The organism is Hyalangium sp. (assembly GCF_045802625.1).
Taxonomy (GTDB): Bacteria; Myxococcota; Myxococcia; order Myxococcales; family Myxococcaceae; genus Hyalangium.
The window spans coordinates 1-19,739 of record NZ_JBJMQP010000223.1 but is presented as its reverse complement, the minus strand read 5'-3'; the positions used below and the strand labels follow the sequence as shown (position 1 = coordinate 19,739).

The 19,739-nt window shown below is 69.1% G+C and carries 20 protein-coding genes; 15 read left to right on the top strand and 5 right to left on the bottom strand.

Annotated features, from left to right (window positions below; all coding sequences use genetic code 11):
- Positions 1-29: 29 nt before the first annotated feature.
- Together ACJ8AT_RS35550 and ACJ8AT_RS35545 are read right to left on the bottom strand one after the other, a co-directional pair.
- The gene (locus ACJ8AT_RS35550; protein WP_407742415.1) at positions 30-677 is read right to left on the bottom strand and encodes a vancomycin high temperature exclusion protein; all 648 of its coding nucleotides are present in this window, start codon (positions 675-677) and stop codon (positions 30-32) included.
- A 76-nt stretch (positions 678-753) separates the two neighbouring features.
- The gene (locus ACJ8AT_RS35545; protein ID WP_407742414.1) at positions 754-1,179 is read right to left on the bottom strand and encodes a response regulator; all 426 of its coding nucleotides are present in this window, start codon (positions 1,177-1,179) and stop codon (positions 754-756) included.
- Positions 1,180-1,361: 182 nt separating this feature from the next.
- On the opposite strand from ACJ8AT_RS35545, the gene atpG reads away from it, so the two are divergent.
- The 5 genes from atpG to ACJ8AT_RS35520 all read left to right on the top strand — a co-directional run bounded on the left by atpG (position 1,362) and on the right by ACJ8AT_RS35520 (position 5,804).
- Positions 1,362-2,276 (top strand): ATP synthase F1 subunit gamma, encoded by a 915-nt coding sequence (atpG, locus tag ACJ8AT_RS35540; protein ID WP_407742413.1) that lies wholly within the window; start codon positions 1,362-1,364, stop codon positions 2,274-2,276.
- 147 nt (positions 2,277-2,423) lie between these two features.
- A complete protein-coding gene (atpD, locus tag ACJ8AT_RS35535) occupies positions 2,424-3,869 on the top strand; it encodes a F0F1 ATP synthase subunit beta (RefSeq protein ID WP_407742412.1) in 1,446 nt (481 codons plus the stop codon).
- Between the two features lie 27 nt (positions 3,870-3,896).
- Complete coding sequence (locus ACJ8AT_RS35530) at positions 3,897-4,451, top strand: hypothetical protein (RefSeq protein ID WP_407742411.1); 555 nt, start codon at positions 3,897-3,899, stop codon at positions 4,449-4,451.
- 24 nt (positions 4,452-4,475) lie between these two features.
- Positions 4,476-4,880 (top strand): F0F1 ATP synthase subunit epsilon, encoded by a 405-nt coding sequence (locus ACJ8AT_RS35525; protein WP_407742410.1) that lies wholly within the window; start codon positions 4,476-4,478, stop codon positions 4,878-4,880.
- Between the two features lie 87 nt (positions 4,881-4,967).
- Positions 4,968-5,804, top strand: a complete 837-nt coding sequence (locus tag ACJ8AT_RS35520) for a DUF6159 family protein (RefSeq protein ID WP_407742409.1) — start codon at positions 4,968-4,970, stop codon at positions 5,802-5,804.
- 73 nt (positions 5,805-5,877) lie between these two features.
- On the opposite strand, the gene ACJ8AT_RS35515 is transcribed toward ACJ8AT_RS35520, so the two are convergent.
- A complete protein-coding gene (locus ACJ8AT_RS35515) occupies positions 5,878-6,435 on the bottom strand; it encodes a hypothetical protein (RefSeq protein ID WP_407742408.1) in 558 nt (185 codons plus the stop codon).
- A 13-nt stretch (positions 6,436-6,448) separates the two neighbouring features.
- Positions 6,449-7,447, bottom strand: coding sequence for a hypothetical protein (locus ACJ8AT_RS35510; RefSeq protein WP_407742407.1), 999 nt, complete (start codon positions 7,445-7,447; stop codon positions 6,449-6,451).
- 351 nt (positions 7,448-7,798) lie between these two features.
- On the opposite strand from ACJ8AT_RS35510, the gene ACJ8AT_RS35505 reads away from it, so the two are divergent.
- From ACJ8AT_RS35505 to ACJ8AT_RS35460, 10 genes are all read left to right on the top strand, one after another.
- Entirely contained in the window at positions 7,799-8,164 is a 366-nt protein-coding gene (locus ACJ8AT_RS35505) for a group I truncated hemoglobin (protein WP_407742406.1), read from the top strand.
- Between the two features lie 13 nt (positions 8,165-8,177).
- Entirely contained in the window at positions 8,178-9,194 is a 1,017-nt protein-coding gene (locus ACJ8AT_RS35500; protein WP_407742405.1) for an FAD-binding oxidoreductase, read from the top strand.
- Positions 9,172-9,627 (top strand): RrF2 family transcriptional regulator, encoded by a 456-nt coding sequence (locus ACJ8AT_RS35495; protein WP_407742404.1) that lies wholly within the window; start codon positions 9,172-9,174, stop codon positions 9,625-9,627. Before ACJ8AT_RS35500 ends, ACJ8AT_RS35495 begins: the two co-directional genes overlap by 23 nt.
- A 12-nt stretch (positions 9,628-9,639) precedes the next feature.
- Entirely contained in the window at positions 9,640-9,903 is a 264-nt protein-coding gene (locus ACJ8AT_RS35490; protein ID WP_407742403.1) for a hypothetical protein, read from the top strand.
- A 52-nt stretch (positions 9,904-9,955) separates the two neighbouring features.
- A complete protein-coding gene (locus tag ACJ8AT_RS35485; protein ID WP_407742402.1) occupies positions 9,956-10,984 on the top strand; it encodes an ADP-ribosylglycohydrolase family protein in 1,029 nt (342 codons plus the stop codon).
- 187 nt (positions 10,985-11,171) lie between these two features.
- Entirely contained in the window at positions 11,172-11,576 is a 405-nt protein-coding gene (locus ACJ8AT_RS35480; protein WP_407742401.1) for a phage holin family protein, read from the top strand.
- Positions 11,573-12,142, top strand: a complete 570-nt coding sequence (locus tag ACJ8AT_RS35475; protein ID WP_407742400.1) for a hypothetical protein — start codon at positions 11,573-11,575, stop codon at positions 12,140-12,142. The genes ACJ8AT_RS35480 and ACJ8AT_RS35475 overlap by 4 nt, the downstream gene beginning before the upstream one ends.
- Positions 12,143-12,208: 66 nt before the next feature.
- Positions 12,209-13,528 carry a cytochrome ubiquinol oxidase subunit I gene (locus ACJ8AT_RS35470; RefSeq protein ID WP_407742399.1) on the top strand — a complete coding sequence of 440 codons (1,320 nt, stop codon included), beginning with the start codon at positions 12,209-12,211 and terminating at the stop codon, positions 13,526-13,528.
- Positions 13,518-14,531, top strand: coding sequence for a cytochrome d ubiquinol oxidase subunit II (locus tag ACJ8AT_RS35465; RefSeq protein ID WP_407742398.1), 1,014 nt, complete (start codon positions 13,518-13,520; stop codon positions 14,529-14,531). The genes ACJ8AT_RS35470 and ACJ8AT_RS35465 overlap by 11 nt, the downstream gene beginning before the upstream one ends.
- Before the next feature lie 63 nt (positions 14,532-14,594).
- Positions 14,595-18,602, top strand: coding sequence for a TOMM system kinase/cyclase fusion protein (locus ACJ8AT_RS35460; RefSeq protein ID WP_407742397.1), 4,008 nt, complete (start codon positions 14,595-14,597; stop codon positions 18,600-18,602).
- Positions 18,603-18,614: 12 nt separating this feature from the next.
- On the opposite strand, the gene pgi is transcribed toward ACJ8AT_RS35460, so the two are convergent.
- Positions 18,615-19,739: glucose-6-phosphate isomerase (pgi, locus tag ACJ8AT_RS35455; protein WP_407742396.1), on the bottom strand; the 1,125-nt coding region annotated here is incomplete at its 5' end.

Here is a 19,739-nt window from a genome sequence, read left to right as displayed (position 1 = left end):
CCGCCTGCCTGCCCTCTTCAGGAAGCGTCTCAGCGCCCCAAGGTCGCCGTGCGCTCAGCCGGGTAGGTGGGCTTCACCTCCAGCAGCACCATGGCCAGCGCCAGCACCCGGGAGAACATCTCTCGCACCGCGTACCTCCGGGTGGAGGGCAACCCCTCGTCCGCCGCCACGCCCCACGCATCCATGCCCACCGAGTTGGCGATGTAGAGCGCCCGGGGCAGGTGGAAGCTCTGCGTCACCAGCAGCGCCTTGCGCACCTGGAACACGGTGAAGGCGCGCACGCAGCTGTCATACGTGGACAGCCCCGAGTCATCCCCCAGCACCGCCTGCTCGGGCAAGCCCCGCTCCACCATGTAGCGGCGCATGGCGCGCGTCTCGTCATGGAAGCGGTCCGAGTTGTCCCCGCTCACCAGCACCGCGTGCGCCTTGCCCGCCTTCCAGAGGGCAATGGCCGTGTCCAGCCGCTGCGCCAGCACCGCCGAGGGCACCCCGCCCGGCGCCAACCCCGCGCCAAATACCAGCACCACCGGCGACTCGGGGGCCGTGCTCAGCGGGACGATGCGGTGCTCGTAGCGCACCCGCACGAAGTGCGACAGGGCCAGCACCCCGAGCACCACCAGCGCGCTCCCGAGAAGCCCTCTGCGCAACCACACTCCGAGCACGCCGCGATGCCCCATTCCAAGGAAGACCGTTGTAAGGGGCCCATTGTCTCCCGGCCTCTCCATGCCTGGAAGGGGGTGGGGCAGGCACTCCTCACGCCGGGGCGCTTGCCGAGTCACCTGCCGGACGCAGCGCCAGGCGCTCGATGAGATCCACCAGCTGCTTTGGATCCGCCGGCTTCTTCAAGAAGGCGGACACGTTGTAGTTGGCCGCGTAGAGCGCCCGGTCCCGCGGGTTCATCGCCGACATTCCCGCCGAGAGGATGATCGCCGGCACCTCCTGCAACCCGTCGGTCTCCTTGCGCGCGGCGAGCACCCGGTGGCCGTCCATCACCGGCAGCGCCATGTCCAGCAGGATGAGAGAGGGCCGGGGCTGGCGGTGCAGGTGCTGGAGCGCTTCCCGGCCATGGCGGGCCGTGAGCACCTCGTACCCCTCCATCTCCAGGAAGGCCTGGAGGGCCTCTCGGATGTCCCCATCGTCCTCGACGATCAGGATGGGACCACTCAATCCAGAGGACATGGGTGCACCTCCGCCGCGGGGGACCTGCCCTGCAAGGCTATGCCCTGAGGGATCCCCTGGCATCTCGGGCCAGGGGAGGGGCTCCCCCGCCCGGCCGGCCCCTGGGGGGCACCTGGGGCCGGGAATCCGGGCGCAGGCCACGGTTGACCGGTTGACGTACCGCTTATATAGGGGGCGCGCCCATGGCCTCCCTTCGCGATATCCGGAAGCGCATCCGCTCGGTGAAGAACACGCGGCAGATCACCAAGGCGATGAAGATGGTGTCCGCCGCCAAGCTTCGCAAAGCGCAGGATGCCATCATCGCCGCCCGCCCCTACGCGCAGATGCTGGATCAGATCATCGCGGATCTGGCGGCGCGCTCGGGCGATCAGGAGATGGCGCACCCGCTGCTGATCGCCCGCCCCGTGAAGCGCGCGGAGGTGGTGCTGCTCACCTCGGATCGCGGCCTGGCCGGTGGCTTCAACTCGAACGTCATCCGCCGCGCCAACCGCTTCCTCTACGAGAACAGCGGCCTGGAGAGCGTCCGGTTCTCCACCGTGGGCCGCAAGGGCCACGACTACTTCCGCAACCGCGGGCAGACCATCCGCAAGGACTTTGGCGGCCTCTACGGGCGCCTGAGCTACCTGTCCGCCAAGTCCGTGGCCGAGGAGCTCACCGCCAGCTTCCTCAACGGCGAAGTGGACGCCGTCTACGTCATCTACAACGAGTTCCTCTCCGCCATCAGCCAGAAGATCGTCGTGTCGCAGATGCTGCCGCTGCAGACCTTCGGGCCCGCCGCCGCCGCCACGCCGGGCGCGCTGACGGCTCCAGGCACCCCGGCGGCCCCGCCCGCGACGCTGGTGGACTTCAAGTACGAGCCCAGCCGCCAGGACGTGTTGGATCGGCTGGTGCCCCAGGCCGTCTCCATCAAGCTCTACCGCGCCCTGCTGGAGAGCGTGGCCAGCGAGCACGGCGCCCGCATGAGCGCCATGGAGAACGCCACCAGCAACGCCACGGACATGATCGGCAAGCTGTCGCTGCACTACAACCGCACGCGCCAGGCCGTCATCACCAAGGAGCTGATGGAGATCGTCTCCGGCGCCGAGGCGCTGAAGTAGCTCCCCTAAGTTCCCCTTTTTACTCGGCCGCCACGAGGCTTGACCCGGCAACAGCCCCCCGGTAAAGGGGGCCCGCCCTCCCACCCTCGGGCCCACTTTCGACGCGAGGCGGTTACCACCGCCCTTCCGCAAGAGGCAGACGAACTCATGAGCGCTCAAGCTGCGACGGTAGGCAAGATCACCCAGGTTCTCGGACCCGTGGTGGACGTGGAGTTCCCGCCTGGGGGGCTCCCCCAGGTGTACACCGCTCTCAAGGTGACCAACGCCACCATCAACACCCAGGCGGACAACCTCACCATCGAGGTGGCCCAGCACCTGGGTGAGAACATGGTGCGCTGCATCTCCATGGACTCCACCGAGGGCCTCGCCCGCGGCCAGGCCGTGAAGAACACGGGCGCCCCCATCCAGGTGCCGGTGGGCAAGGGCACCCTGGGCCGCATCCTCAACGTCACCGGCGATCCGGTGGACGAGATTGGCCCGGTGAAGTCCCAGCAGACCTGGCCCATCCACCGGCCGGCCCCCACCTTCGTGGACCAGGACGTGCGCGTCCAGGCCTTCGAGACGGGCATCAAGGTGATTGACCTGCTGGCCCCCTACACCCGTGGCGGGAAGATCGGCCTGTTCGGCGGCGCCGGCGTGGGCAAGACGGTGCTCCTGCAGGAGCTCATCCGCAACGTGGCCAAGGAGCGCGGCGGCTTCTCGGTGTTCGCCGGCGTGGGCGAGCGCACCCGCGAGGGCAATGACCTGTACCACGAGATGCAGGAGTCCAAGGTCATCAACATGGAGAACCTGGAGGCCAGCCAGTGCGTGCTGGTGTACGGGCAGATGAACGAGCCGCCCGGCGCCCGCGCCCGCGTGGCCCTCTCGGCGCTCACCATCGCGGAGTACTTCCGGGATGTGGAGGGCCGCGACGTGCTGCTCTTCGTCGACAACATCTTCCGGTTCACCCAGGCCGGCTCCGAGGTGTCCGCGCTCCTGGGCCGCATCCCCAGCGCGGTGGGTTACCAGCCCACGCTGTCCACGGAGATGGGCGCCCTGCAGGAGCGCATCACCTCCACCACCAAGGGCTCCATCACCTCGGTGCAGGCCATCTACGTGCCCGCCGATGACCTGACGGACCCCGCGCCCGCCACCACGTTCGCCCACCTGGACGCGACCACGGTGCTCAACCGCGCCATCTCCGAGCTGGGCATCTACCCCGCGGTGGATCCGCTCGACTCCACCAGCCGCATCCTGGACCCGAACGTGGTGGGCCAGGAGCACTACACGGTGGCCCGCAAGGTCCAGGGCATCCTCCAGCGCTACAAGGAGCTGCAGGACATCATCGCCATCCTCGGCATGGACGAGCTGTCCGAGGAGGACAAGCTGGCGGTGGCCCGCGCGCGGAAGATCCAGAAGTTCCTGTCGCAGCCGTTCTTCGTGGCCGAGGTCTTCACCGGCAAGCAGGGCCGCTACGTGAAGCTGTCGGACACCATCCAGGGCTTCAAGGAGATCGCCGACGGCAAGCACGACGACATCCCCGAGGCGGCCTTCTACATGGCGGGCGGCATCGACGAGGTGCTCGAGAACGCGCGCAAGATGGCGGCGGCCTAAGGGCCTCGGCTCCTCGCCAGGTGCCCCATGGGCCGCGCCCTCCTCACCTTGAGCCTGCTGCTGGCGCTCCCCGGCCTCGCCCAGGAGCGCGTCAGCAAGTCTCACGTGAGCGCCAACGGCATGTACAGCGTGCGGTTGGTGGAGCAGGCGCCGGGCAAGTGCCGGGTGGAGATGCTCAAGGAGAGCGGCCCCGCCTGGACGTTCGAGGGGTGTGTCGGCACGGTGGACGACTTCTACTTCGCCTCCAATGACGGCGAGCGCTTCTGGCTGCTGCGCCCCCTGGTGGAGAAGGGCAAGAAGGCGGCGGTGGAGAAGGTGGGGAAGAAGAAGGTGAAGATCCCCGCCTGGGCCAACGCGACGGTGGCGGTGATGTATGGCCGCAAGGGGCAGCGGCTGCAGGAGAGGCACCTGCAGGACTTCCTGCGCAGCTCGCGGGAGCTGGGGGAGGTGAGGCAGATGTCGGCCCACTTCAAGTGGCTGGAGGGGACGCTGGGCATCCCCGGCAAGGGGCCTCGGCTGACGGACGACGAGAAGGTGGAGTTCGAGGCGGTGGGGGCGAAGACCTACCACCTCTCATTCTGAAGCAGTGCGGCACTCGAGGAACACATGGCCAAGCTGACCGTGGAGATTGTCACCCCTGAGAAGCGCATCCTCTCCGTGCAGGCGGATGAGGCCATCGTCCCGGGTGGTCTCGGCCTCTTCGGTGTGCGCCCGGGCCACACGCCGTTCCTCTCGCTGATGGAGCCCGGAGCGCTCACGCTCGTCGACGGCGGCCGGCGCGAGTCCTTCTTCGTGGCGGGCGGCTTCGTGGAAGTCGGCAACGACAAGGTGCTGGTGCTCGCGGATGGCGCCGAGCCCGTCACCGGCATCGACGTGGAGGCGGCGCGCAAGCGCATGGCCGAGGCCCAGCAGCGCCTGAAGGAGCTGTCGCCCGAGGACGCGCGCTACGAGGTGGAGCAGGCCTCGGTGCGCCGCGAGGCCGCGCGGATGAACGCCGCCGGCGTCCGTTAGCACCGCCGCGCGAGCGGAGGGAACGCGAGCCAGGGCTGTGCCGTAGCTCCAGGTGGGGTATCGTCGTCCCACACTGGAGGTACCCGCGTGTTCAAACGACTTGCGAATAGCTGGCGGCTCGTGAAGGCGAGCGCATCCGTCCTGAGCGCTGACAAGGAGCTGGTGGTCTTCCCGCTCGTGTCGGCGGTGATGTTGGTGCTCGTCACGGCGACGTTCGCCCTGCCCATCTTCTTGACGGCGAACCACGCGGGGCACCTCCAGGGAGCCGCGTCGTACGTCGTCGCGTTCCTCTTCTACCTGGTGTCGTACTTCGTCATCTTCTTCTGCAACTCGGCCCTGGTGGGGGCGGCGCTGATCCGCCTGCGCGGTGGGGATCCCACGGTGGCGGACGGGTTCCGCATCGCCTCGGGGAAGATCGGCAGCATCTTCGGCTACGCCCTCATCGCGGCGACGGTGGGCATGGTCCTGCGCGCGCTCCAGGAGCGTGCGGGGTTCATCGGGAAGATTGTCGTCGGTCTCATCGGCATGGCGTGGAACCTGGCCACCTTCCTGGTGGTGCCGGTGCTCGTGGCCGAGGACGTCAGCCCGGTGGACGCGGTGAAGCGGAGCATGTCGCTGCTCAAGAAGACCTGGGGTGAGCAGGTCATCGGTGGGTTCTCCATTGGCGCGGTGGGCACGTTGGCCACGTTCCTGCTGATCCTGATCTTCGTGCCGCTGCTGTTCCTGGCCATCGCGTCGCAGTCGACGGGGCTCATCGTGGCGGTCGTCATCGGCTTCGTCGGCTCGCTGATGCTGCTGGCGCTGGTGAACGCGACGCTCTCCGGCATCTACACCGCGGCGGTGTACCGCTACGCGGCCGAGGGTGACATCGCCAACGGCTTCGAGCCGGAGATGGTGCAGGAGGCCTTCCGCCCGAAGAAGTAGGCCGGGCGTAATGGGACTCCCAGGGAGGCAGGCTTCACCTCAAGCCTGCCCCCGAGGCGATCGGGGCGGCCGCTCAGTAGGACACACCGTACTGTGGCAGCAGCACCTTGCGCTCTTCGCCCGCGTCCATCAGCGAGCGACCGAGATCCAGGGACACCACCGCGCGCCCGCTTGCGCGGAGCCGCTTCACGGGAGCCTCGAAGCGGATGGGCAGGCCGCGGGCGTCGATCTCGCCCGAGCCCGCCGCGTCCACGAAGCCGCCGTAGTCGTCCAGGTACAGCGCTACTTGGATCGTGTCCGCCTCGGCGGGGACGTCGAAGGTGCCCGCGAGCCAGGTTCGCTGGCCGTCGGAGAGATCCATGGGCTCCTTCGCCATGTCCACCCGCAGCTCACGTCCGGCGTAGGCCACCCGGATATCGCGGACGCCGAGCAGCACAGTGCTTGTGGTGCCTGCGTTCGTGCCTGTCAGCCGTAGCTCCAGGCGGGAGTTGGATGGCTGCGCGGGGACCTCTGGCGCTTTCTCCTCGACAGCGGCCGATGGCGTGCTCTGCGGCTCGTGTGACTTCCCGTCTCCACACGCGGCGGCCAGCATGGCCAGCGCGCACACCCAGTTCGTCTTGAGCATTTTCATTGCGTCGCTCCTCTCAGTTGCCGCCATGGCCATTGCCATGGCCGTTTCCATTGCCACCGCCATGGCCGTTGCCGCCGCTGGAACACGTCTCACCGGACGGCGAGGAGGGATCCACCGCGAGGCTCTGCGCGAGCTTGGGGTCGGCCTTGCCAAACATCTGCCCGGTGTTGATGGAGTCGTTCTCACAGCCCTTGGGCAGGTCCAGCTTCACGACATACGAGGAGATGGCGCCGCAATCGGTGCCGTCGAGGACCGCCAGCGCATTCGAGAAGAGGTCCGGCGAGGACGGCTCCGCCCCGAGCACGCGCACGTTACAGGTCGCCACCAGGAGCTCGCGGGCGAGCAGGAAGCGCTTCTGATCCAGATCGCCGCGCTTGGCGCCATTGGCGAAGCGGGCGGGGCTGCCCCACAGAATGCCCTCGATGTCCGCCATCGTCCTGACGGTCGCGATGCCCACGTCGATGGGGCCCGCGCTCAGGCACGCCTGGGCCGCCTTGACGTGCGTCTTCCAGAAGCCGAGTCCGCGCTTGGCGCCTCGGCCAGGCTGGCACTCGGGAGGAGGCTGCCCGCCGCCATGCGAGCCGCACACGGCGCGCGCCGAGCACACCGCGCTGCCGGATTCCCAGGAGACGATGAAGGTGTTGTCGATGTACCGGTCCACGGTGCCGTCCGCCGCGGCGAGCGCGAGACACTCGGCCTCGTTCTTCACGGTCAGATCAAAGTGGTCGCTCACCGATTGTCCCACCGGGACGCTGAAGGGCGGCGCCGGGGTGAAGTGAAAGCCATAGGGGACCAGCAGCGGGTCCTCCACGCTCTGCGCGACCGAGGTGTCGGTCGGGTGCGAGTTGATGACCGTGAAGCGGTACGACAGTGTGACTGGGTACTTGGTGATCTCGTAGAGATGTGAGCCACCGACGGTCTTGTCGCAGATGAACTCATGGGCTTGCGCCGCGGCGCTCAGGCCCAATGCAGCGGCACACACCGCTGCATACCCACTTCGGAATCTCTTCAAAGGTGTCCCCTCCCCATCCCGGGCTGATGTCCTCGGGTGTCTGGGGCCAATTCATCTTTCGTACCCGGTGAGAGCGGGCCGCCAAGCTGGCGCAATCTCTGGGAATGGCTTCGCGTGGACTCGAATGAGGGGAAATGCACGGTCGCTGCGACGGAAGGCGGGAGCACTGTGCAGTCCCTCAGAGGAGCCTTCCTTGAGAAGTGCGCTTCCTGTGGGGTGCGGTCGCAGAGGGCCTGCTCAAACGGCCGCCCCTTACTCATCCGAAGCTGAACTTTCGGACATTTGACTCCACCTCCTAAAAGTTGCATTTGGAATACATCTTTTAGGTCCCGAGCGGACCAGGAGGAACACATGAGCACCCTGTTCGAGCAGATCGGTGGAGAGAAGGCGATGGATGCGGCGGTGGAGCTCTTCTACCGGAAGGTGCTGGCCGACGACCGCATCAGCCACTTCTTCGACGATGTGGACATGGAGCGGCAGGCGGCGAAGCAGAAGGCGTTCCTCACCATGGTGTGCGGCGGGCCGAACAAGTACACGGGCATGGACATGCGCAAGGGGCACGCGCCCCTGGTGAAGCGCGGGCTGAACGACTCCCACTTCAACGCGGTGGCCGAGCACCTGGGCGGCACGCTCAAGGAGCTGGGAGTGGCCGCGCCGCTCGTCCAGCAGGTGCTCCAGGCAGCGGAGAGCATGCGCGCGGACGTGCTGAACAAGTAGGAGAGGCCGGCGCATGTCACGGGTGAAGTACGAGGCGCAGTGGTACCCGTTGGAGCCGGAGGAGTCCGTGCTCGACGGGCTGCTGCGGCAGGGCGTGGCCGTGCCGCATGCGTGCATGGCCGGGGTGTGCCAGTCCTGCCTGATGCGCGCGTCGAGCGGCGCGGTGCCGGAGAAGGCGCAGGCGGGGCTCAAGGACACGCTCAAGGCGCGCCACTACTTCCTGGCGTGCTCCTGCCGGCCCGAGGGAGACCTGGAGGTGGCCAGCGGCGGCGCGGACGAGCTGCGAGTGTCCGCGCGCATCGAGGCGCTGGAGCCCCTGAGCGAAGACGTGCTGCGCGTGCGGCTGCGGCCGCAGGGGGCCTTCGAGTACCGCACCGGCCAGTACCTCACCCTGCTGCGCGCGGATGGACTGGCGCGCAGCTACTCGGTGGCGAGCTTGCCTCACGAGGGGCTGCTCGAGCTGCACGTGCGGCTGCTCCCCGGTGGGGTGATGAGCACGTGGCTTTGCTCGAAGGCCCGGCCGGGCGACGAGGTGCGGCTCCAGGGGCCGGCGGGCGAGTGCTTCTACCTGCCCGGGCATCCCGAGCAGCCGCTGCTGCTGGCGGGCACGGGCACGGGGCTGGCGCCGCTGTATGGCATCGTCCGCGACGCGCTCGCGGAAGGGCACACCGGCCCCATCTGGCTCTTCCACGGTGCCAGGGAACCCAAGGGGTTGTATCTGGTGGGAGAACTTCAAAGGTTGGCCTCGCAGCACTCGAACCTGCACTATCGGCCGAGCGTGCTGGAGGGACGCCTGGGCGAAGGGGTGCACGTGGGGCCGCTCGATGCGCTCATCCGCGCCGAGTGTCCGAAGCTGGTGGGGTGGCGCGCGTTCCTCTGCGGGGATCCGGCGCTGGTGTCAGCCCTCCGTAAAAAGCTCTTCCTGGCGGGGCTCTCGCTGAAGGACATCCACGCGGATTCCTTCCTGCCGAGCGCCAGCGCACCCGGAGGAGCGGGAGCCACGCCTCGTGCACCTGACACTTCACGCTGACTACTCGCTGCGCGTGCTGCTGTACCTGGCCGCGCAGCCGGAGCGCCTCGCCTCCACGCAGGAGGTGAGCGAGGCCTACGGCATCTCCAAGAACCACCTGGTGCGCGTGGTGCAGAGCTTGGGACGGCACGGCTTCATCGAGGTGCGCCCCGGCCGCGCGGGCGGCATCCTCCTGGCGCGCCCCGCCTCGGAGATCTCCCTGGGGCAGGTGTTCCGGGTGGCCGAGCCCGACTTCAACCTGGTGGAGTGCTTCGATCGGGACAAGAACACCTGTCCCATCGCGCCCGCCTGCGGCCTCAGGGGCGTGCTGTTCGAGGCGCGCGAGGCCTTCCTCGCGGTGCTGGACAAGTACACGGTGGCGGACCTGGTGAAGCGCTCGCGCAAGGACCTGAGGGATTTCTTCCTCCCGGCCGGCGCGGACAGCAGTCCATAATCCCGCGGGCGTATGAGCGGACCCGTGCTCGAGCTGTTCCACCGCATCGCGGATCCACCCTCGGCGGTGGCTCGGCGCTATGTCGTCGACCACGCGCTGGAGGACCGGGTGCGCTTCCGCAACCTCACCTACCCCGAGGTGGAGGCGGACTTCCACCGGCTGGGAGGCAAGACGGCCCCGGCTCTGTGGGATGGGACACACCTCCACCAGGGAGCCGAGGCGGTGGTCGCGCGATTGCAAGCGGTGGTGAACCTGGGGCGAGACGGCGACATGTAGCCGATTTCTGCTCTAGCCCTGGGCGATCGGTCGGTTAATCTGCGCGCCTCCGATGCCGCTGACTTCCGCTGAGCGCCAGGACAGGTTCCATGCGGCATTCCTGGGCCTTGCCATCGGGGACGCCCTGGGCTTCCCGCTGCGCGGCATTCCGCCCGCGAGCCTCACGCGGCTCACGCACCTGGCGGACGACTTCGCCCCGCGCCCGCGCGGCAAGTTCGCCAAGGGGCAATTCTCCGACGACACGCAGCTGATGCTGGCCGCCAGCGAGAGCGTCATCCGCGAGGGCAAGGTGGACGGGCGCAGCGCGGCGGCGCACTTCGCGTGGCTGTGGCAGGAGGGCGTCATCCTCCAGCCGCCGCGAGGGCTCTCGGAGGCGCTGCAGCGGCTGGCCGGGGGCAAGCCGTGGATGAGCGCGGGGGCTCCGCTGGGAGTGAAGTGCCCCTCGGTGCTCAGCCGGGCCCTGGTGGTGGGCCTGTTCGAGCGCAGCGGCCACAAGCGCCTGCCGCATGACGCGGGCGTGCTGACGGTGGTGACGCACAAGGATCCGACATGCGCGGGGGCGGCGGCGGCCTTCGCGGAGGCGGTGGCGCTGGGCATGGAGGAGGAGCCGCTCACGGCGCTGGCCTTCTGCGAGAAGCTGGCCCTGGCGGCGGCGGAGCATGACAAGGATCTGGCCGAGGAGCTGAGGCACCTGCCCCGGCTGCTGACGTGGGATCCGGCCAGGGCGCTGGGGGCGCTGCGCAAGATTGGAGTGCCCCGCTCCGAGCTGCAGGGAGTGGACGGGCTGCCGGCGCACGTGGTGCCGGTGCTGCTCACGTCGCTGTACGCGGCGCTGAAGGTGCCGCACGACTTCCGCGAGGCGGTGGCGATGGTGCTCCGCTGCGGCGGCGAGGTGGACGTGGCGGCGGCGGTGACCGGAGCGCTGGTGGGCGCGCACCTGGGCACGCGGTCGCTGCCGGCGCGCCTGCGCAAGCAGGTGCTGTACCTGGACAACCTGACGGACACGGCGGACCGGCTCTTCCAGGCCCGGCAGGTGCGCGAGACGCTGGCCACGGCGCTCGCGCTGCACCGCAAGCGCTGAGCCCTCGTCGCCCGCTCTCCAGCGCTCCCGCTCCATTCATGCCCCGAGGGGCAGGCAAGCAGCCTGCCGTTCGCTCCGCCCGGCGGACTTCACCGCATGCGCAGCCCTGCCCACCTTCACCGGAGATATGGGGGTGCGCGGTGCCGCCTGCGGCGCTCGGCCGCCCCTCTGAGTCCGGAGGCGAGACGTGGAACTCGAATCGGAGCGCCTGGAACGAAGCCAACTGGAAACCCTGAGCACCGCCGAGCTCGTCCGGCACGCCCTCGCCGAGGCGAAGTTGCTGGTGAAGGCGGAGGTGCTCCACGCCAAGAAAGAGCTGCGCGAAGAGGTGAAGGCCGCGCGCACCAGCGGCATCCTGTTGGGAGCGGGCTTCACGCTGGGGCTGTGCGGGCTGGCCGCGCTCTTCGTGGCGATCGGACTGGCGCTGCCCCTGGCCGCCTGGCTGGGCGTGTTGTTGGTGGGCGTGGTCATGCTGCTCATTGCTGGCGGGCTGGCCTTTGCCGGCATCAAGCGGCTGCCGAAGAAGCCGCTGCCGCACACCCAGGAGCGGCTCAAGATGGACTTCGACATGGCACGGGAGACACTGCAATGAACGAGTGGGGCCATCTCGAGCAGAGGAACGAAGGCCAGCCGAAGAGCGCCGAGCGCGGGGACCAGATCCTGCGCAGCACCGAACGCGCGCCCGTGGCCGGCCACAAGCCTGACGGCGAGCACGAGCACATCACCAAGGGCACGGACGATCGCGAGCAGGTGGAGCGCACCGCGGACCGCATCCGCGATGAGCTGCTGCTGACGCTGGAGGAGCTGGACCGGCGGCGTCACCGGACGCTGGACGTGCACTACCAGGCCGCGCGGCACAGGGACTTGATCGTCGGCGCGGCCATCACCGCCGCCGTGCTGACGGGCGTGGGTGTGGGCATCGCGATGTGGCGTGCGCGCCACCGGGAGCAGATCCTCGCCCGCCATCGCCTGCGGGCCCTCAAGCGAGCCTGGGAGCACCCGGACCGCCTGGCCTCCTCCGCCGAGGAGCGGCCGCTCGGAGTGCAGATGGGGCGCAAGCTGGTGATGATCTTCGTCACCGCGTTGGCGACGAACATCGCGAAGAACTCCGTGCAGACACTCGTGCCCCAGCGCCGCTCGGGGCCCGCGAACAGATAGGGCCTGTGAACGGATAGAAGTAATTTTAATTGCGCCAAAGACTCGCATAAAGCAGATTGATTCATTGTGAATGATCTGCTCTATGCGAGAGCCCAGATGGGGCTGTCGCTGGCCTTCCACATCGTCTTCGCCGCGGCGGGGGTGGCGCTGCCGGTGTTGATGGTGATCAGCGACCTCAAGGGCCGGCGCACGGGCGATGCGGACTACCGGCTGCTCAGCCAGAAGCTGGCCAAGGGCACGGCAATCCTGTTCGCGGTGGGAGCGGTGAGCGGCACGGTGCTCTCGTTCGAGCTGGGCCTGCTGTGGCCCGAGTTCATGGGCCAGTACGGCCAGGTGGTCGGGCTGCCCTTCAGCCTCGAGGGCGTGGCGTTCTTCACCGAGGCCATCTTCCTGGGCATCTACCTGTACGGGCGGGAGCGGGTGTCCCCCGGGCTGCACTTGTTCTCCGGGGTGATGGTGGCCTTGAGCGGCGCGGCGAGCGCCTTCTTCGTCACGCTGGTCAACGTCTTCATGAACCACCCGACGGGCTTCACGCCGACGCCGACGGGGCCCACGGACGTCCAGCCCCTGGTGGCCATGTTCAGCCCGGGCTGGATGCAGCAGACAGCCCACGTGCTGGTGTCGAGCTATCAGGCCACCGCCTTCGCGATGGCGGGCATCCACGCCTTCGTGCTGCTGCGGCACCCAGGCGCGACGTTCCACCGCAAGGCGCTGTCCGTGGCGTTGCCACTGGCGTGCGTGACGGCGCTCGTGCAGCCGTTGGTGGGAGACCGCCTGGCGAAGCATGACGCGCAGGCGCAGCCGGTGAAGCTGGCCGCGATGGAGGGCCTCTTCGAGACCGAGCGCGACGCCCCCCTGAGCGTGGGCGGCCTGCCCGATGTGGAGACCGCCACCACGCCCTATGCGCTGAGGATCCCTCACGGACTGTCGATCCTGGCCTTCGAGGATCTGCACGCGGAGGTGCGAGGCCTGAAGGAGTTTCCCCGCGAGGATTGGCCTCCCGTGGCCAAGGTGCACGTGGCCTTCCAGCTCATGGTGGGAACTGGCAGTGCGATGGCGTTGCTGGCCATGGTGACGCTGGCGCTGCGCTGGCGGCGGCGCGAGTGGCCCTCGGCGCCGAGGATGATGCAGGCGTGGCTGCTGGCCTCTCCGCTCGGGCTGCTGGCGCTGGAGGCGGGCTGGATGGTCACCGAGTGGGGGCGCCAGCCGTGGATCCTCCACGGAGTGATGCGCACCGCGCAGGCGGTGACGCCGGTGCCGCATCTGTACGCGCCCTTCTGGACCTTCACGCTCGTGTATCTCTTCCTGGGCTCGGTGGTGGTGTTCCTGCTGGCGCGGCAGGTGGCCGGGACGCTGCCCGGCCGGGAGGTGGGGGATGCCCACTGAGCTCATCCTGGGCTTCGCGATGGCGGGGACGTTCGTCCTCTACTCGCTCTTTGGTGGCGCGGACTTCGGCGGCGGCGTGTGGGATCTGCTCGCCTCCGGGCCGCGCAAGGCGGAGCAGCGCGCGCTCATCGCCCGAGCCATCGGCCCGGTGTGGGAGGTGAACCATGTCTGGCTCATCGTCGGGCTGGTGTTGCTCTTCAGCGGCTTCTCCCGCGCCTTCGCCGTGCTCACCGTAGCGCTGCACGTGCCGCTGACGCTGCTGCTGCTGGGCATTGTCTTCCGAGGCACGGCCTTCACCTTCCGCACGTACGACGCACGCGGGGACCGGGTGCAGCGGCGCTGGGGGCTCGTCTTCAGCGTGGCCAGCGTCATCTCGCCCGCGCTGCTGGGCATGTGCGTGGGCGCCGTGGTGAGCGGCAGCATCCACGTGGAGGGACGCGCGGTGGTGAGCGGCTTCTTCCAGCCGTGGCTCACGCCGTTCGCCCTCGCGGTGGGAGCGCTGGCGCTGTGCCTGTTCGCGTTCCTCGCGGCGGTGTACCTCTCGGCCGAAGCCGACACCGAGCCGCTGCGCGAGGACTTCCGGCGCCGGGCGTTGGGCGCGGGTGGGGCGGTGTTCGTCGCGGCGTTCGGCGTGCTGCTGCTCGCGCGTGAGGGAGCGCCTCGGGTCTGGGGAGGGCTCTTCCACGAGCCCTTCGCGCTGGCGGTGCATGCCGTCACGGCGGTGGCGGCGGTGGCGACCTTCGTGCTGCTGTGGAGGCGGCGCTTCCCGTGGGCCCGCGTCACGGCGGCCACGCAGGTGGGGTTCATCGTGCTCGGGTGGGCCGCGTCCCAGTACCCCTACCTCGTGGTGCCGGACCTGACGCTCCAGGACGCCGCGGCCAGCCCCCCTGTCTTGCGCCTGCTGCTGGTGGCTCTCGCGGTGGGTCTGCTCACCGTGGTTCCCTCGATCGTCCTGTTGTTGAGAGTCTTTCAGGCCCGGCCTCCCCAGGGCCAACAGCGCTGATTCTTCTTCAGCGGAAGTCTGGGATACTTGGGTCCTCCCTCAGCCCCTCTCAGAGATTCAACCTTGCACTCGATCGCGGCTGGCACGGTGTTCCAGGAGCGCTACGAAATTCTCTCCAAGTTGGGGGAGGGAGGCTTCAGCGAGGTCTACCGCGCACGTCAAAAGGCCACAGGCCAGGAGGTCGCCGTCAAGGTCCTCCACACCCTGCACGCGGCGGACGAGGGGCTCGTCGCCCGCTTCCAGCGAGAGATGCGGCTGTGCGCTCGGCTCTACCACCCCAACATCGTCCGGCTCATCGACTCGGGACGCAGTGACGATGGCCAGCTCTACACCGTCTTCGAGTACGTGCCCGGCCGCACCCTGGGGGATGTGCTCGCCACCGAGGGGGCGCTGCCGCCGTGGGAGGCCGCGCACCTGATGCTCCAGGTGCTGGACGCGCTGGGCTGCGCGCACAAGCTGGGCATCGTCCACCGCGACCTCAAGCCGCAGAACATCATGCTCACCAGCACGGGGGTGCGGCGCAACGCGCTGGTGCTCGACTTCGGGCTGGGCACGCTCTCCGACGAGGACCGGCGGGAAGATCTCTCTCGCATCACCCACACCCGCGACACGTTGGGCACGCCCGCCTACGCCGCGCCCGAGCAGCTCCGGGGCGAGCCGGTGACGGTGCGCACGGACCTGTACGCCTGGGGCCTCATCTTCCTGGAGTCCCTCACGGGCAAACGGGTGGTGGAGGGCCACAGCCTGCAGGAGCTCGTCTTCAAGCAACTGGGCCCTGAGCCCATCCCGTTGCCGCGGTGGCTCGAGGGCCACCGGCTGGGCCACCTGTTGCGGCGCGTGACGGAGAAGGATCCCCAGCTTCGGGATGTCACCGCGCAAGGCCTGCTCTTGGAGCTGGAGGCCTGCATGACGCAAGGGTGGCCCTCCACGGACGCGGCGGTGCCCCAGCCCGTGGCGGACGCTCCCCAGCTGTCGGCGGAAGGAGAGCGCCGGCAGCTCACCGCCGTCTGTTGTGGCCTGAGGCTGGCCGGTGAGAAGGCCGACTCGGCGGACGTCGAGGACCTGGATGTGCTGCTGTGGCAGCAGCACTCGGCCTGTGTCGAGCTTGCGCGCCGCCGAGAGGCCTGGCTGGGCAGCGTCCTGGGAGAGCGGCTGCTGCTGTACTTCGGTTATCCACGGGCCCAGGAAGATGACGTGCAACGCGCCGCCCACATGGCCCTGGAGCTGATGACGGAGCTGGACAAGCGCGGCGCGGAGCTGGCGCGGACGCAGGGGCTCCAGCTCGAGGTCCGGATGGGGATCCACACCGGGCTCGTCATCAGTCGGGAGCTGCGGGGGCAGGGCCTCGCGGGGCTGCCGGTCCTGGCGGGCAACACCCCGAACATCGCGGAGCGCCTGGAGTCGCTCGCCCAACCCGGGGAGATCCTCGTCAGCGCGGTGACGGCGAAGGTGCTGCGGGAGAGCTTCACCCTCGAGCCCTCGGGAGAGCACCGCGTGGGAGCCGGTACGCGCCCGGTGCCGGTGTTCCGCCTCCGGGGACGGCAGCGTGTCCCCGCGTCGAGCCTGGAGGGAACACCCACCGTGCCACTGTTCGGCCGGGCGCTGGAGCTGGAGCTGCTGTTGCAGCGCTGGAGGCAGGTGCTGGCGGGCATGGGGCAGGGCATCCTGATCACCGGCGAGCCCGGCATCGGCAAGTCCCGGCTGGCGCAGGAGCTGGCCCAGCAGGTGCGCGCCATACCCCACACCCTGCTGGAGTGCCGCTGCGCTCCCGAGTGGCGCAACAGCACGCTGCGGCCCGTGGTGGACCTGCTGGAGCGCATGCTGGGCCTGGACCGGGACTCGACCCCGGAGCAGCTCACCACCGCGCTGGAGGCGCTGCTCAGCAGGCACGGCTTCAATCTCTCCGAGTCCCTGCCGCTGTTCGCCTCGCTCCTGTCCCTCAAGGGCACCTCGGAGCGCTACTCGCCGCAAGTGATGTCTCCGCAGCGGCAGAAGGAGGAGACGTTCAGCGCATTGCTCGCGCTGTTCTTTGAGATGGCCCAGCAACAGCCGCTGCTCCTGCTGGTGGAGGATCTGCACTGGGCCGACCCGACGACGCTGGAGCTGCTGGCCCTGCTGCTGAAGGACGCCGCCAGCGCGCGCCTGTTCGCCATCCTCACGGCCCGCCCCGGGTTCTCCGCGCCGTGGCCTGCCTCGCAGGTGCTCCAGGTGCAGCTCACCCGGCTGGAGCGGGCCCAGGTGGAGGAGATGGTGCGGCGGCTCACGCGGGACGCTCCGCTGCCAGGCGAGGTGGTGGAGCGGATGGTGGAGCGCACGGATGGGGTGCCCCTCTTCGTCGAGGAGCTCACTCGCATGGTGGTCGAGTCCGTGGCTCAGCGGCAGGGCGCCTCGCGCCAGCTGGGCTCGGTGGAGATTCCGAGCACCCTGCGGGACTCGCTGATGGCGCGGCTGGACCGGCTCGGGCCGGCCAAGGCCACCGCGCAGCTGGCCTCGGCCCTGGGGCGTGAGTTCACCTACGAGGTGCTCAAGGCGGCCTCGGTGTCCGATGAGGAGACGCTGAAGAAGGACCTGGAGGCGCTCGTGGCGGCGGACCTCATCCACCGCCGGCGGGGTGCACGCGGCGCGGGCTATGTCTTCAAGCACGCGCTCATCCGAGACACCGCCTACGAGGCCATGCTCAAGCCCATGCGCCGGCAGGTGCACGCGCGCATCGCGGAGGCGCTGGAGCTTCGCTTCCCCGAGGTGGTCAAGCAGCGCCCGGATCTGCTGGCGCGCCACCACGCCGCCGCGGACCAGAAGCGGGAGGCGTTGGCCTATGCCCACAAGGCCGCGCAGGCGGCGCTGATGCGGTCGGCGGACCACGAGGCCCTGGGACATGCCACGGAGGCACTCGGGTGGCTCGACGCGATCGAGGATCCGCGGCAGCGCGCGCAGCGGGAGCTGGAGCTCAACGGCATCATCACCCCGGCGCTGATGTCCACCCGAGGTTGGTCCGATCCCGAGATCAAGGTCCGGGTGGAGCGCAGCCAGGCGCTCATTGATGTGCTCGGAGACAGCCCCCACGTGGTCCCCACCCTCTGGGCGCTGGTGAGCTATCACCAACTGCTCGGGCAGCACGCTCAGGCGCGGGGCCTGGCGGAGCGGCTGGTCGCCATGGAAGGGCTGACCCACGACGTGAATCATCAGCTCGTGGTGCGCCCCCTGCTGGGAGCCTGTCTGTTCATCGCGGGGCGGTTCGTGGAGGCTCGGGAGTGCCTGACTGGGGCCTTGTCGCTTGCCGGGGACAGCCCCCCCCGCAAGCCCTCCGAGGTCTATGGGGTGGAGCCCCGCATCTATGCGTTGATGCTCCTGTCGATGGTGGAGTGGCACCTGGGCGCGTCGGACGAGGCCGCGAGGTTGATGGAGTCCGCGCTGAACATGGCCCGCGAGCTGAACCACGCGAGCACGCTGGCGGTGGCGTACATCTATGCCCTCGCGCTGTACCACCTCATGGGGGCTCACGAGCGGCATGGCGAGCTTGCCGAGAAGGCCCTGGAGTTGACGACCCGCCAGCGCTTCGTGTCCCAGGGCTTGTACACCCAGCTCGTGCATGACTACACGAAGCAGGATGCCCAGGGCATGGAGCGATGCCTCCAGGAGATGGACCGGCAGGGCAACGCCATGTACTGGCCGTTCTACGCCTCCATGTCGGCGGAGCTCGAGGCCGCGCTGGGTCACCCGGAGGGGGCGCTCCGGCGGCTGGAGGAGGCCCGGCGCCGGGCCCAGGCCACGGGCGAGGGGTTCGCGCTCCTGCACGTGCTGTATCGCCAGGGCGCCATCCTGCTGGACAGAGAACCAGACTCCGCGCTGGGCGAGGCGCGCCTCCGCGAAACCCTCGACCTGGCACGCGAGCGGAGCGCGAAGATGATGGAGCTGCGGGCCGCGTTGCCGCTGTGCCGGCTCCTGCTGAGACGGGGGCAGCGCGCGGAGGCCCGTGAGCTGCTGGCCCCCCTCTATGCCCGGTTCACCGAGGGCTTCAATGCGCCGGAGCTCGTAGGGGCCCGGGCGCTGCTCGCGGAGCTCGGCGCCTGAGCGCCGCGGGCCTCACTTCCCGCTGAAGCGGGCCTCGAAGGGGGTGGCACCCTCGGCGCGCGCCACGCCGTGATCCGGGTTGGCGGCCAGGTGCTCCAGCACCTTGAAGACCGTCTCCACCTCGTCCGCGGCGCCCACGGCGGTGGCCAGCTGCTCCGCCGTGCCCGCCGCGCCCTTCTTCCCCTTCAGGTGGGAGAGCAGCTTGCGCTGGAGCTCCAGCACGGCCCCGGCCGCCTTCTTGCCCGCCTCGACGCCCGGCTGGTGGTAGGCGTTGATGTTCACCAGCGAGGCGTAGAAGCCCACCGCGCGCTCGTACAGCGCGATGAGCGCGCCCACCGTGCGCGCGCTGACCTCCGGTACGGTGAGGGTGATGGACTCGCGGCCCTTCTCGAAGAGCGCACGCCGGCTGCCCAGCAGGAAGCCCACCAGATAGTCCCCGCTGGTGGCGTTCTCCTCCACGGCCATGGAGGGACCCTGGCGATCCTGGAGCACCTCGATGAAGGTGGCGAAGAAGTTGTTCACCCCCTCGCGCAGCTGCTGCACGTAGGCGTGCTGATCCGTGGAGCCCTTGTTGCCGTAGACGGCGAGGCCCTGGTTCACCACCTTGCCGTCCAGCGCCTGCTCCTTGCCCAGCGACTCCATCACGAGCTGCTGCAGGTACCTGGACATCAGCATCAGCCGGTCCTTGTACGGCAGGATAACCATGTCCTTGGTGCCACGCCCATTGCCAGCGTGGTGCCACATCAGCGCCAGCAGGGCGGCCGGGTTGCGTTTCACGTCCTGCTGGCGCGTCTCCCGGTCCATGTCCCGAGCGCCCGACAGCAGCCCATCCACATCCAGCCCCTGCAGCCGCGCGGGCAGCAGGCCCACCGCGGAGAGCACGGAGGTGCGGCCGCCAACCCAGTCCCACATGGGGAAGGTGCGCAGCCAGCCGTTCTTCTTCGCGGTCTGGTCCAGCTCGCTGTTGTCGCCCGTTACCGCCACCGCATGCGCGCTGAACGAGAGGTTGCGAGCCTGGTAGGCGCGCTCGGCCTCCAGCATGCCGTTGCGCGTCTCCTTGGTGCCGCCCGACTTGCTGACGACCAGAGTGAGCGTCTCCTTCAGCTTGTCGCCAATGTGCGCCAGGACGCGGTCCAT